This is a genomic window from Actinoplanes lobatus (genome assembly GCF_014205215.1).
GTDB lineage: Bacteria > Actinomycetota > Actinomycetes > Mycobacteriales > Micromonosporaceae > Actinoplanes > Actinoplanes lobatus.
This window is the reverse complement of the sequence record NZ_JACHNC010000001.1, coordinates 3,750,712-3,764,149: the sequence shown is the minus strand read 5'-3', so window position 1 is coordinate 3,764,149 and position 13,438 is coordinate 3,750,712. Positions and strand designations below refer to the sequence as shown.

Genomic DNA, 13,438 nt, shown 5'->3' with positions numbered 1-13,438 from the left:
AAACCGAACGATGAGACCGATGGAGCGAACATGCAGCAGCCGGCACCCCCGCTGGCCGTCATCGCGGCGAACCTGCGACGGGAACGCGACCGGGCCGGGATCTCCCTGGCCGAGCTGGCCCGCCGGGCCGGCCTGGCCAAGTCCACGCTGTCCCAGCTGGAGGCCGGTTCCGGCAACCCGAGCATCGAGACGCTGTGGGCGCTCGGGGTGGCGCTCGGCATCCCGTTCAGCCGGCTGATCGAACCGCCGGCCTCACCGGTGCGGGTCATCCGGGCCGGCGAAGGCCCCCGGGTGCGCTCCGACAACGCCGACTTCTACGGCACCCTGCTGGCCACCGGCGCGCCGAACGCACGGCGCGACATCTACGTCCTGGAGCTCGAGCCGGGCGCGCGGCGCGACGCCGAACCACACATCCCGGGCAGCGTCGAGCACATCGTGGTGTCCGCCGGGCGCATCCGGGTCGGCCCGGTCGCCGAACTGGTCGAGGTCGGCCCCGGCGACTACGTGACCTTCCCGGCTGACGTGCCGCACAGCTACGAGGCGCTGGAGCCGAACTCCTGGGCCATCCTCGTCATGGAGCACCGGTAGACGAGTAGAGGCGGGCGACCACGTCCTCGATGTCCGGCTCCAGCAGGGACAGATCCCGGACGTCGACCGCCGCGACCAGGCCGGCCACCGCGGCGCCGGCCGTCGACGACTCCAGGACGAAGGTGACCCGGTGACCGTTCGCGGTCACCCCGGCCAGCTTCGTGCCGGGCAGCTCGAACCCGTCCGGCAGCGGCTCGGCCAGGTCGGCGACGATGCTGCGGCGCGACCCGTACCGGGCGTGCAGGGCCTCGATGCTGCCGTCGTGCACCACCCGGCCGTGATCGATCACCACGAGACGCTCGCAGAGCCGCTCGATGTCGGCCAGATCGTGCGTGGTCAGCACCAGCGTCACGTCACCGGACCCGCCCAGCTCGGCCAGGAACGAACGGACCGCCTGCTTGCTCACCACGTCCAGGCCGATCGTCGGCTCGTCCAGGAACAGCACCTCCGGACCGTGCAGCAGGGCCGCCGTCAGCTCGCCGCGCATCCGCTGGCCCAGCGACAACTGCCGGACCGGGGTGTCCAGGAACGCGTCCAGGTCGAGCAGCGACCGGCAGCGGCGCAGCCGGGCCGCGTGCTCGGCGGCCGGCACCCGGTAGATGTGCCGCAGCAGCCGGAACGACTCACGCAACGGCAGATCCCACCAGAGCTGCGACCGCTGGCCGAACACCACGCCGATCCGCAGCGCCAGCCGGGTGCGCTGCGGCACCGGGGCCAGGCCGCACACCGACACGTCGCCGGAGGACGGGGTCAGCACGCCGGTGAGCATCTTCAGGGTCGTCGACTTGCCGGCGCCGTTCGGTCCGATGTAGCCGACCATCTCGCCACGGCCGATGCTCAGCGACACCCCGTCCACCGCGGAGACGGTCCGTTTCGCCCTTCGGAGGCGGCCGGCTTTCACCCGTACAGTGAAATCTTTGCGAAGCTCGCGCATTTCGATCATGAACCTGTGCTCCGGTAGTGACGGATCCCGGCGCGCCAGACGCCGGCGGCGAAAGCCGCCGCGGCGAGCGCGACCACCGGGGAGAGAAAGCCGGACCAGGCCGGCAGACCGAGCGGATCGGGCACGCCGAGTAACACCAGCGCCGGCTGATAGGCCACGAAGGCGAACCCCAGGGCGTACGCGAAGAGGCCGCGGAACCAACCGCCGTAGACCGACATCGGGTACGAGGTGAAGTCCCGCCCGCCGTAGGTGAAAGCCGCGCCCACCTCGCCCGAATCCACCCACCAGAACGCCAGGCTCGCGCTCGACACGAAGATCGACCCGAAGAAGACCGCCGCCGCGACCGGGGCCACCACGAGCAGCAGCACCCGGGCCGGCGTCCAGTCGATGTCGTTGGCGGCGACCGCCAGGACCAGCACCGTGAACCCGAACACCACCCGCAGCGCCTTGCGGATCGGCAGATCCATCAGCAGCAGCTGCGGCAGCGCACCCAGCGGCCGGACCAGCACGGCGTCCAGCGTCCCGGCCCGCACCATCGATTTGAGGCGGTCCACGTTCCCCACCGCGAAATCGGCCAGCGTGAACCCGGCCGTGCTCAAACCGGTGATCAACATCGCCTCGGCCAGCGAGAACCCGCCGAGCGCCGGAGTGACCCGGAACAGCACCAGCACGGTGATCACATCGAAGACCGTGGCGCCCATGTTGCCGAACAACTCGATCAGGAACGACGTACGGTACGTGGTCGCCGACCGTACCTGCGCCGCCCCGAGCGCGGCATAGGCGCGCAGCTCACCCACCCTGCACCACCAGCCGCCGTTCGGCCCGCCGCTGCACCAGCGCGCCCAGCGCCAGGATCAGCACCGCCCACACCACCTGCAACGCCACCAGCCCGGCCTGCAACGCCGGGCCGTCCCGCTCGGCGATCACGTCGAGCGGCGTCTGCAACAGGCTGGGCAGCGGCGTCGCCACCCACAGCGCCACCGTCAACTCCGCCGGCAGCAGCCGCAACGGGAAGTAGAGCCCGCCGAGCACCCCGGCGCTCAACGTCCACAGGGTGATCGGCCCGCGGGCGTCCTGCAGCCAGTACGCCGTCGCGTTCACCACGAACCGGCAGCCGAAACAGATCACCACGGCCAGCGCCACCGAAACGGTGAAAAGCGGCACCGTCTGCCACCGGGTCGGCGTGTGCAGCGGGAAGAAGACCGCCCCCGCGAGCAGCGGCGGAACGAACCTGGTGAGCATGCCGTGCAGCGCCCGGCCCAGGTCGACGGCGAGAAACCCGGCCAGCGGGGGCACCGGACGTAACAGGTCGGCCGCGATGTCACCGCTGCGGATCCGGTCGGCCAACTCCGTCCAGCCCCAGAGGCCGATGACAGCGAGTAAACCCTGGCCCACCCAGACATACGTGGCGAGCTGCTCGGCGGTGTACCCGGCCGGACGCTGCCCGGCGGCGTTCGCGGCCACCGCGAGCAGTACGTAACAGCGGAGGAAGCCGAACACTATGTTCGTGAACGTTCCGGCTATGGTGGCTTGCCGGTAGGTCGCGTACCGCCGGAAACCCGACCCGATCAGCGCACCGAAAGTAGCAATGGAGGCGCGGAACGGACCTATTCGAGAGATCGTCGGCACGCTGGCGTCTCGCTGGTCCACGCCGTTAATCTCCTTTCGAAACCCCCCGCAACGGAGCCGGGTGACTCTACGCAGGTCCCCGGCCGGACGCGGCCCATTTTCTTGACAGGTGGAGTTCGCCGTGACGGAGCGTTGCCATTCGACGGGTCACCCGCTGGGCGCCCGATGAACGGCTGGAGCTCCCGGCCGAGCGCCGACGGCTGGGATGACGAACCCGCCTGGGTCTACGAGATCACCTGGGAGTGGGAACCCCTGCCCGGCCAGCGCTACCCCGGCGACCCGGGCCGCCGCAAGGCCGTGCACACGCCCGTCTACGAGGCGTCCCGCGGCGGTTCCGGTCCGGCCAGCTCGGCGCCGGTCAGCGGTGCGGGCCGGGGCCGCGCGTCGGTCACCCCACGACCCGACGATCAAAACCAGTTCCGGTACGAGGACCAGCGCCCGCCCGCACCCGCGGCCCCGCGCGACGAGCCCTCCTGGAACCGGCCCATCCACATGCACGACCGCGTCGACCAGGGACGCGGTCCCGCCGCCCCGGGCGGCCCCGACCAGCGGCGCGGGGCGGCGCCGGTGTACGGCCGTGCGGCCGGCTCCGGCCCGGCCCCTTCCGGCGCCCCCGGCGCACCCAGCGGCCCTGGCGGCCCCGGCGCTCACGGTGGCCCTGGCGGCCCTCGCTCTGCCGGCGGCCCTGGCGCTCCCGGCGGCCCGGGCCATTCCGGCACGCCCGGCCGGCCCCCTGTCCCGGTCAATCCTGGGCATCCGATGCCGGCCGCGCCGGTCTCCCCCGGCCGGGCCGGACGGACTCCGGCTGCCCACGGTCCTCAGCATCCTGCGCCGCCCGACGCACCCGGCGGCAGCGGATGGGGCCGCGGTCCGCAACAGCCCGGTGGTTACGGCAACCGGCCGGTGTCACCGGCCGCATCCGGGCGCGCCTCCTTCAGCCCCGGCCAGCCGCCGCAGGGTGCCCACAACGTTCCGGCCCAGCACGGCGGACCCGTTCCGCCCGGCGGCCCCGGCCAGCCCGGTAATCCCGGCCAACACGGCGGGCCCGGTTCGCGCGGTTCCGCGTCCCCGGGTGGCGCTGTGCCACACGGCGGCCCGAATTCGTTTGCCGGCCCTTCCTCCTCGGGCGGCCCACTTCCGCAGGGGCGGCCCGCTTCCGCAGGCGGCCCCGGCTCCCAGGGGCGCCCGGCTGTCCCTGGCCACGGCGGGCCCGTTCCGTCCAGCCACGGCGGCCCTGTCCCTCCAGGTCACGGCGGACCCGTTCCGGCCGGTCGTGGTGCGGAGCAGGGCGGTCCGCACTCTGGTGGCCAAGGCGGTCCGGCGGTGTCCGGCCCGGGTGGTCCTGGGCAGTTCGAGCAGACTGGTCAGCCCGGACGTCCCGGTGGGCCGGTCTCCCCGGCCGGTCCGTCCTACGGTGCCGCTCGCCCGGTGCCCTCCGAGACGTTCCCGGCGTACGCCGACGAGCGCCGTTCGCCCCGTCCGGGCCGCACCCCGGACGCGCCGTTCGACCTCCGCCCGGCGCCGCAGGAGCGGAACTCGCCGGCTCCGTCGCGCCCGGCTCCTCAGCCGACCCGGGTCACCCCGCAGGCCGCCGTGCCTCCGGCCGCCGTCTATCCGGCGGTCCCGGGCCAGACGCCCGGCCTGTCGGTGCCCGGCGGGATCGTTCCAGTCTCCGGGCCGGCAGCACCGTCCGGTCCGGACGCCCACACCGGAATGCCCGGCCACGCCGCACCGGCCACGCCCGCCGTCCCCGGATCACCCACCACGCCCGGATCACCCGCCGTCCCCGGATCGCCGACCGCGCTGGGATCACCCACCGCCCCTGGATCGCCCACCGCGCCGGGTGGCGTCGCACCGGTCTCCGGACCGGCGGCGTTCCGACCGGGCGCGCCGATCCAGGCGTCCCCGGGTCACGAGGTGCCGGTCGCCGGTGCCGCACCGGGTGTGTCGTTCCCGGCGGGCTGGGAAGACGGACACCAGGGTCAGGACCCGACCCGGCCGCTCGACCCGCGGCGTTCGGGCCAGACGCCCACCGGAGCCGTCGACCACGGTCCCGGGTCGAGTCCCGAGGACCCGACCCGGCCGTTCGACCTGCGGCGAACCGGGGCCGGAGGATCCGGGCCGGGCGCGGAGCGCACCCAGGCAATCGCCCCCCGGACGCTGGCCCCGTTCACGGCACCGAAGCCGGACGAGCACACCGCTGTCGCCGGTCCCCGGCACGGCGGGGACGAGACCCGGTCCCCCGCCGGCCGTCACAGCGTGGGCGCCGACCCGCGCCACGCCGCGGCCGCACCGGTCGAGGACGTCGACCGGCCCGCGGAAGCGCCGACGGCCCGGCCGTTCGCAACAGACTCGGCGGTCCAGCCGGTGACCGGCGTGCCGTTCGCCACCGATCCAGCTGCCGCGCCGTCGACCGGCGTGCCGTTCGCGGCCGAGCCGTCGACCGGCGGGCCGGGCACGGCTGCTCCGGTGACCGGTGGGCCTGGCGTGGGCGAGCCGTCGACCGGGGAGCCGGAGACGCACGGTCTCGGCTGGCTGCTGTCGATGAGCGGGCTCGGGGCTACGACGCCGGTTCCTGAGGCTGAACCCGCCGTTGTGGTCGAGGAAGAGGTTCCCGACACCCCTCAGCCGCTGGGTTGGTTCGCGCCTGGTGAACTCGACGACGACACGGAACCGGACGAGGCCGGCTCCGAAGCGGAGACCACGTCCGCCGAAGCGGAGGGCATCCCGGCCGGGGACGACGAACCGCTGGGCGACGTCGACGACCCGACGCCCGACGCCACCGGCCCGCCGAAGCGGCTCTACGCCGATTACCTCACCGACGTGGGCGAATCGGCAGAGGCTGACGTCTCCGCCGACTCGGAAGTCGTCGCCGAGGCTGACAGCTCGGGCGAGCATGCCCATGTGGAGAGTTCCGCCGATACGGAGGAGCCCTCCGCGGCGGGTATGCCCGCTCAAACCGACAGGACCGCTCGGGTTGACGAGTCCGCTCAGGCCGACGAGCCCGCTCAGGCCGACGAGCCCGCTCGGGCCGACGAATCCGCTCGGGTTGACGAACCCGGTCGGGCCGACGAACCCGGTCGGGTCGATGGGAGCGCCGATTCTCACGGTGACGTAGAGGAGAGCTCCACGGAGACCGCGGCGGACGCCTCGGAGGCGGTGCACGGCGCGCAGGGATCCGCGCCCGATACCGAGGGTTCGAGCAGCGAGTCCGAGCAGGCCGCGTCCTCTGAGGTTCCCGTCCCGGTGGTCTCCTATCTGCTCGCGGGAGGCACTGACGAACTCACTAAGGAGTCCGGCCGGACCCCGGCGACCACCCACGAGTCCACGGAAGAGCCCCGCACGACCGCGGGGGCCACTGACGGGATCGGCGATACGGGTGCGGGGCCATCGACCGGCGACGACGCACCGGTGGGGCAGTCGACCGAGTCCGTCCCGGCTGTGGACAGCACCGCACCGGCCGGCGAGCCCGTCGTGCTGGAGACCGACGGCGCCGTCAGCGATCCCTCCGGGGTGGAAGAGAGCGGGCCGGACGTCATCACCGGGGCAGGCTCGACATCCGACGGTGAAGCGCCGGAGGACTCGGCCTCCGCGGCGGAGGCCACTTCCGACGTCGTCTCTCCGGCCGAAGCCGCGACCGGTGACAACGCGGAGGCCGATGAGACCGGGCCCTCCCCCGAGACGGAACCCGAGGCGGAGCCCGAGGCGGAACCCGAGGCGGAGGAAGCCGAGGCGGAGACCGGCGACGCGGATGAGGCCGAACCCTCCTCGGAGACGGGGAGCACGGCCGAGGGCGGGACTCCCGACGATGCCGAGGACGCCCCGGATGAGCGGGAGACGGCTCCGGCCGAGGCTGAGGGCGACGCCGCGGTCGATGGCGGGGCCGAGGCCGGGCGGGGCGAGCGGGATTCGGGTGCTCCGGACGTACAGCTGAATGGGGTGACGTCGGCGGAAGGGGAAGCCGGCGGCGCGGCAGTTGCCGGAGTGGCCGGACGGTCGCGGGAAGCGCGGCCGGAGGCCCGGACCGAGCCGGTACGGCAGCGGCGTGACCAGCATGCCCCGGCTGACCGGCGGCGGGCCGATCCGGAGCAGATCCTGGCGTCGTACACGTGGGAGTTCGATCCGCGGACGCTGCGGGAGCAGGTGGACGAGCAGGACCGGCTGTGGGATCTGGCGGACCGGTTGGCCGACCGGCTGGAGTACGCGGAGCGGGACAACGTGCGCGCCGGGCTGCTCGGGCTGCGTGCCGTGGTGTCGCGGGTGCTCGGTGAGCTGGACGACGCTCTCGCCGACGGGCGGGAGGCTGTGCGGCACGCGGAGGCCAGCGGGGAGCTGCGGCCGGTGTCGATCGCGCAGGCGCGGCTGGCGCACGTGTTGCAGTGGCGGGGCGAGTTCGACGAGGCGGACCGGCTGTTCGCGCAGGCCGATTCGCCGGAGTTGCCGGCGCGGACCCGGGCGGAGATCAGTGAGCTGGCCGGGCGGTCGGCGTTCGAGCAGGGCCGTTATCTGGAGGCGGTGAACCACTTCGAGCGGGCGCTGGACGTGCGCCGGGGTGAGGATCCGGAGCTGGTGGAGCGGATCGAGCTGGCCTTGGACGCGATCACCCGGCGGACCGGGGACGGGTGGGGCCCCTACCCGCGTACCCGGGACGAGCTTCTGGGTCTGCCGGAGGCGCCGATGCCGCTGCTCGACGACGGGGCCGGGCGGTGGGGTTACGCGGCCGCCGTGGAACCCCGGTACGCCGAGGCGCAGCCGTTCGCCGAGGGTGTCGCCTGGGTACGCCGTCCCGACTCGCACGCCTGGGAGCTGATCGACTCCAGCGGTGAGCTGGTGATCCCGGCCGCGCACGGCTATCTGGCGGCCGGCCGGTTCGCCGAGGGCCTGGCCTGGGTGACCCGTGGCGACGCGACCGGCTGGTTCACGATCGACCGGCAGAACCGGCTGGTCGTGGCGCCGGCCGGGTTCGAGGACGCGCGGCCGTTCCGGCGTGGGCTGGCGGTGGTCCGGCAGGGCGGCCTGTGGGGCGCGGTGGACCGGCACGGGCGGATCGCGGTGCGGCCGCGGTTCCGGCGGTTCGCGACGGTGCTGCACGTGGGCGGGCCGGTGGACGGGTTCACCGACGAGGGCCTGGCCGTGGTGGACGCCGGCGAGCGGTTCGGGGTGCTCGACCGGACCGGGCAGCTGGTGGTGGCGGCGGTGCATGCGGCCGTGGTGATCCACCCGTCGGCGTTCCTGGTGCGCAACGCGGCGGGGCTGTGGGGTGCGCTGGACCGGGAGGGTGAGCCGCTGGTCGACATGGCCCATCGCGACCCGGCGCCGGTGGTCGATCTGCTGCCGGACGAAACCCGTCCGGTGTTGTAGGAGATACGGTCGGGGGATGGAATTCCGTCATCTCGGCCGTTCCGGCCTGCGGGTCAGCGAAATCGCCTACGGCAACTGGATCACCCACGGCTCACAGGTCGAGGAGGAGGCCGCCACCGCGTGCGTGCGGGCGGCCCTCGACTGCGGCATCACCACGTTCGACACCGCGGACGTCTACGCCGGGACCCGGGCCGAGGAGGTGCTGGGCCGGGCGCTGAAGGGTGAGCGCCGGGAGGGTCTGGAGATCTTCACGAAGGTGTTCTGGCGGACCGGGCCGGGCCCGAACGACAGCGGCCTCTCCCGCAAGCACATCCTGGAGTCGATCGACGGCTCACTGCGCCGGCTCGGCACCGACCATGTCGATCTCTACCAGGCCCATCGGTACGACCACCACACGCCGCTCGAGGAGACCATGGAGGCGTTCGCCGACGTGGTACGCCAGGGCAAGGCGCACTACATCGGGGTGTCGGAGTGGACCGCCGAGCAGATCCGGGCCGCCGCACCGCTCGCCCGCGAGCTGCGGATCCGTCTCGTGTCGAACCAGCCGCAGTACTCGATGCTGTGGCGGGTGATCGAGGCCGAGGTGGTGCCGGCGTCGCGGGAGCTGGGGCTCGGGCAGATCGTCTGGTCGCCGCTGGCGCAGGGGGTGCTGACCGGGAAGTACCGGGCCGGGGAGCAGCCGCCGGCCGGGTCGCGGGCCACCGACGAGAAGTCCGGCGCCGGGTTCATCGCCCGCTGGCTGGAGGACGACGTGCTGAACGCGGTGGCCCGGCTGAAGCCGCTCGCCGAGGAGGCCGGGCTGACGACGGCGCAGCTGGCGGTGGCGTGGGTGCTCCAGAACCCGGACGTCTCGGCGGCGATCATCGGCGCGTCCCGGCCCGAGCAGGTCCGGGACAACGTCAAGGCGTCCGGGGTACGACTGGAGGACGGCCTGCTGAAGGCGATCGACGAGATCGTGGAGCCGGTCGTGACCCGCGACCCGTCGCTCACCTCCAGCCCGGCCGACCGTCCCTAACTCCAGAACCTCAGGAGTTCGAAGCCGTACGCGTACAGCCATGTGGGCACGCTGATCAGCTCGGCGATCCAGTTGACCATGGTGAAGAACCAGTCGCCGACCTGTGTCTGCCAGAGCAGCAGGAACAGGATGAGGAAGCCCCAGGGCGCGACCACGTTCCACGCCCGCTGGTAGGCCGGGCTGAACCACGGGGCGATGATGTTGCCCCCGTCCAGGCCCGGCACCGGCAGGAGGTTCAGCACGCTCGCGGTCACCTGGAGGAAGGCGAGCAGGGCCAGCGCGGCCCAGAACTCCAGGTGCTCGGCGGAGCCGGACACCGTGTAGCGGCCGGTCACGTCCTGGGCCAGCTCCGGCGCCAGCCCGGCCAGGAACGGCACCGCCACCACGAGGCCGAGCGCCACGTTGACGAGCGGGCCGGCCGCGCTGATCAACGACGCCTTGGCCCGGCTGCGGATGTGCTGATGGTCGATCCAGACGGCGCCGCCGGGCAGGCCGATGCCGCCGAGAATCACCACGACCAGCGGCAGCACGATGGACAGCAGCGGATGCGTGTACTTCAGCGGGTTCAGTTTCAGGTAGCCGCGGTCGGCGACGCTCAGGTCACCGGAGAAGTAGCCGGTCACCGCGTGCGCGTACTCGTGCAGGCAGAGCGAGACCAGCCAGCCCGAGAGGACGAACAGGAAGACGTCGACCCCGACGTTGCCGAAACGGGTCCAGGTCATCACGCCGCTGACCACGAAGATCGCGACGATGCCGACGAAGACCGGGCTCGGTATGAAGGCGCTGCGCGGTGTACGGGCGTACACCGGTTCGTAGGTCACGTCACTCCGCCGGCTGGAGGCTCATCTGATAGTCGACCCGGTCGTCCTCGACCAGGGTGACCGTGCTGACCCCGGCCGATTGCAGGGCCCGCCACTCCTGCCCGATCCAGGACTCGGCGTCCGCCTGGCTGCTGAACGACTCGGCCGGACCCTCGACCGGCTTACCGTCGACGTCCTCGTACCGCCAACTCCACGGCATTGAGCCGCCCCCTCACGTCGCATGACTCGCTGGGCCTCCACCCTACGGCGTCCGGGCGTGGCACCAGGCTCCGGACGCAGCCCGTGTTTCGCCACCCGGGCCCACGCCGCAGCCCGGTCATCCCTTCCGGAGCACGGGCTAAGGTACGGGGCATGTCCGAAGATCGGTGGAACACGGTTCTGGTGCTCGGCGGGATCCGCTCCGGTAAATCGGGGTTCGCCGAATCCCTCGTGGCCTCGGCGCCGTCGGTGCGGTACGTGGCCACCGCGGTCGGCGGTGAGGACGATCCGGAGTGGCGCGCACGCATCGAAGCTCATCAGTTGCGGCGGCCGCAGTCCTGGACGACCGAGGAGACCGGCGGCGACCCGGCCCGGCTCACCGAGCTGATCGCGCAAGCCGGTCCGGACGAGACACTGCTCGTCGACGACCTGGGCGGCTGGGTGGCCGCGGTCCTGGACCCGGCCCGGCAGCCCAAGGACGACGAGGCCGACGTGGCGGCGCTCGCCGAGGCGGTACGCGGCGCGGTGGCGCGGGTGGTGCTGGTCAGCCCGGAGGTCGGGTTGTCGCTGGTGCCGGTGACGCCGGTGGGGCGGGCGTTCGCGGACGCGCTGGGCACCACCAACCAGGCGCTGGCCTCGGTCTGCGACGGGGCGGTGCTGGTCGTGGCCGGTCAGCCGACCTGGCTTCGCAACGGCCCCCTGGCCCCGGCCCAGGCCCCTTCCGCTGCCCCCGCTGCTCCTGCGGCCCCCGCTGCTCCCGCGGCCCCCGCTGCTCCTACTGCTCCCGCGGCCGATTTCGTGCCGACGGCTCCGGTCACCGCGACCGCCCGGGTCCCGGTCGTGGCCACTCCGGCGACCCCGCCGGCGCCCGCGCAGCCGCCCACCGTGGTCGAGCCGGTCGTGCCCGCCGAGCCGGCACCGGACCTCGCCGCCGCGCTGAGCGGGTCCACCTTGACGTTGCCGCTGGTCGCGTCCGGGCTCACCGAGATCAAGCCCGGCATGGACCTGCCGCTGCCCAGCAGCGACTCCGGCCCCGACGCACGGGACCGCCTGGTCAACATCGATCTGCCCGGCGGCGGGCTGGGCGCGCTCGGCGAGGCGGTCGAATTCGCGGCGGCCACGCAGAGCACGGTCACCCCGCGGGCGTGGGGTGGCGTACGGGTCGTGGTGATCGCGGGCCGGCACACCGGTGGCGCGGTCGCCGGGGTGGACGCCGCCGATGTGGAGCGCCGGATCGCCGAGGCCGAGGCCGGAACAGGTCTGCTGGGCCGGCTGGCCGGGCAGGCCGGCGCCGACATCGCGGTGCTGCGCACGGCGGAGACCGGCGCCATGGAGGACGGCCCGGCCGCCGGCGAGGAGGCGGTCGAGGCCGCGCTGCGGGACGGCTGGCAGCTGGCCGACGGTGCCGCCGACGCGGGCCGGGACGCGATCCTGCTGGCCGGGATCGGCGCCGGGACGGAGGCGGCGGCGACCGCGGTGCTGGCCGCCACGACCGGGGCCGAGCCGGTCGCGACACTGCCCCGGGTGCTGCTGCCGGGCGGCCGTTTCGACGACGCCGCGTGGATGGTGCGCTGCGCCGCGATCCGGGACGCGCTGCACCGGATCCGGCAGGAGCCGCGCGGGGCCACCGACATCCTGCGCCAGATCGGCGGCCTGGACGTGGCGGTCGCCACCGGTGTGCTGCTCGGTGCGGCGGCCCGGCGGATCCCGGTGCTGCTGGACGGTCCGCTGGGCATCGCGGCCGGGCTGGTGGCACGGGATCTGGCCAGCCAGACCCGGCACTGGTGCCTGCTGCCGGAGGCGGGCACGCTCGCGCTGGTGAAGCAGGGCGCCGACGTGCTGGGGCTGACCCCGGTGCTCCAGGTGGGCCTCGACCTGGGTGAGGGGGCCAATGCGCTGGCGGTGCTGCCGCTGATCCGTACGGCGGTGGGCCTCGCCTCGGCGTCCCCGGTGCATCCGGCCCTGCTGGACGAGGTCGGCGACGACGGCCTGGACGACCTCGCCGACGACGATGACGACCTCTCCGAGTTCGCCGAGCCGGAGCCGCACGGGCCGGGGCCGGCCACCGTCGCGAGTGCTTGACGGCGTCCGGCTGGCGGTCACCACGCTGAGCGTGCTGCCGGTGCGGGCCGGCCGGGTGGACCGGTCCGCGGCGGCGGTGGCGATGGCGGTGGCGCCGGCCGTGGGCGCGCTGCTGGGGCTGATCCTGGCCGGCGTGCACGAGGGCCTGCGGGCGCTGGGGTCGCCGGCGCTGGTGGCGGCCGGGGTCACGGTGGCGGCGGGTGCGCTGCTCACCCGGGGGCTGCATCTGGACGGGCTGGCGGACACGATCGACGCGCTCGGGTCGTACCGGTCCGGCTCCGCCGCCCTGGAGATCATGAAAAAGCCGGACATCGGCCCGTTCGGGGTGGCGGCGATCGCCGCCACGCTGCTGATCCAGGCCGGGGCGCTGACCGAGGCCGGTCCGTGGGCCGTGGTGACCGCCTGGGCGACCGGGCGGCTCGCGGTGACCGTGGCGTGCCGCCGCGGTGTGCCCGCCGCCCGGCCGGAAGGGCTGGGCGCGCTGGTCGCCTCCAGCGTTCCGCTGCCGGCGGTGCTGGGCGCCGCGGTCTGCGTCGCGGGTCTCGCGCTTGCCGCCGTGCCGGGCCGTCCATGGCAGGGGCCGGCCGCCGTCGCCGCCGCGATGTTCGCGGTGGTCCTTCTCCTACGTCACACGGTACGGCGATTCGGCGGCATCACCGGCGACGTCCTCGGCGCGGCCGTGGAGTGCGCGGTAACGGTGACCCTGGTGGCCATCACCCTCTAACGCCGCGACCTTGGACGCTCGACCACCCCCTCCGGCGACAAACGTCCAAGATCGTGGGAGGGCGGGGTCAGCGCACC

At 73.7% G+C, this 13,438-nt stretch carries 10 protein-coding genes; 5 read left to right on the top strand and 5 right to left on the bottom strand.

The window, feature by feature from the left end; genetic code table 11:
* The first annotated feature begins 30 nt into the window (after positions 1-30).
* Positions 31-588 carry a helix-turn-helix domain-containing protein gene (locus BJ964_RS17670; protein ID WP_188121686.1) on the top strand — a complete coding sequence of 186 codons (558 nt, stop codon included), beginning with the start codon at positions 31-33 and terminating at the stop codon, positions 586-588.
* On the opposite strand, the gene BJ964_RS17665 is transcribed toward BJ964_RS17670, so the two are convergent.
* The 3 genes from BJ964_RS17665 to BJ964_RS17655 are packed head-to-tail and all read right to left on the bottom strand — an operon-like array spanning position 572 to position 3,181.
* Complete coding sequence (locus BJ964_RS17665; protein ID WP_188121685.1) at positions 572-1,531, bottom strand: ABC transporter ATP-binding protein; 960 nt, start codon at positions 1,529-1,531, stop codon at positions 572-574. The genes BJ964_RS17670 and BJ964_RS17665 overlap by 17 nt on opposite strands.
* Entirely contained in the window at positions 1,528-2,328 is an 801-nt protein-coding gene (locus BJ964_RS17660) for an ABC transporter permease (protein ID WP_188121684.1), read from the bottom strand. The genes BJ964_RS17665 and BJ964_RS17660 overlap by 4 nt, the downstream gene beginning before the upstream one ends.
* Positions 2,321-3,181 carry an ABC transporter permease gene (locus BJ964_RS17655; RefSeq protein ID WP_188121683.1) on the bottom strand — a complete coding sequence of 287 codons (861 nt, stop codon included), beginning with the start codon at positions 3,179-3,181 and terminating at the stop codon, positions 2,321-2,323. Before BJ964_RS17655 ends, BJ964_RS17660 begins: the two co-directional genes overlap by 8 nt.
* A gap of 1,407 nt (positions 3,182-4,588) precedes the next feature.
* Between BJ964_RS17655 and BJ964_RS49110 the strand changes: the two genes are divergently transcribed.
* Both BJ964_RS49110 and BJ964_RS17645 read left to right on the top strand, forming a co-directional pair.
* The gene (locus tag BJ964_RS49110; protein ID WP_188121682.1) at positions 4,589-8,521 is read left to right on the top strand and encodes a WG repeat-containing protein; all 3,933 of its coding nucleotides are present in this window, start codon (positions 4,589-4,591) and stop codon (positions 8,519-8,521) included.
* A 16-nt stretch (positions 8,522-8,537) separates the two neighbouring features.
* Positions 8,538-9,536, top strand: coding sequence for an aldo/keto reductase family protein (locus tag BJ964_RS17645; RefSeq protein ID WP_188121681.1), 999 nt, complete (start codon positions 8,538-8,540; stop codon positions 9,534-9,536).
* Here BJ964_RS17645 and BJ964_RS17640 read toward each other — a convergent pair.
* A complete protein-coding gene (locus BJ964_RS17640) occupies positions 9,533-10,357 on the bottom strand; it encodes a site-2 protease family protein (RefSeq protein ID WP_188121680.1) in 825 nt (274 codons plus the stop codon). The two genes, BJ964_RS17645 and BJ964_RS17640, sit on opposite strands and share 4 nt — an antisense overlap.
* A gap of 1 nt (position 10,358) precedes the next feature.
* On the bottom strand, positions 10,359-10,556 hold the full coding sequence (locus BJ964_RS17635; RefSeq protein ID WP_188121679.1) for a hypothetical protein: 198 nt from the start codon (positions 10,554-10,556) through the stop codon (positions 10,359-10,361).
* A gap of 152 nt (positions 10,557-10,708) precedes the next feature.
* On the opposite strand from BJ964_RS17635, the gene BJ964_RS17630 reads away from it, so the two are divergent.
* Together BJ964_RS17630 and BJ964_RS17625 are read left to right on the top strand one after the other, a co-directional pair.
* Positions 10,709-12,637, top strand: a complete 1,929-nt coding sequence (locus BJ964_RS17630; protein WP_188121678.1) for a bifunctional adenosylcobinamide kinase/adenosylcobinamide-phosphate guanylyltransferase — start codon at positions 10,709-10,711, stop codon at positions 12,635-12,637.
* The gene (locus tag BJ964_RS17625) at positions 12,567-13,361 is read left to right on the top strand and encodes an adenosylcobinamide-GDP ribazoletransferase (RefSeq protein ID WP_188121677.1); all 795 of its coding nucleotides are present in this window, start codon (positions 12,567-12,569) and stop codon (positions 13,359-13,361) included. The genes BJ964_RS17630 and BJ964_RS17625 overlap by 71 nt, the downstream gene beginning before the upstream one ends.
* Positions 13,362-13,438: the final 77 nt, after the last annotated feature.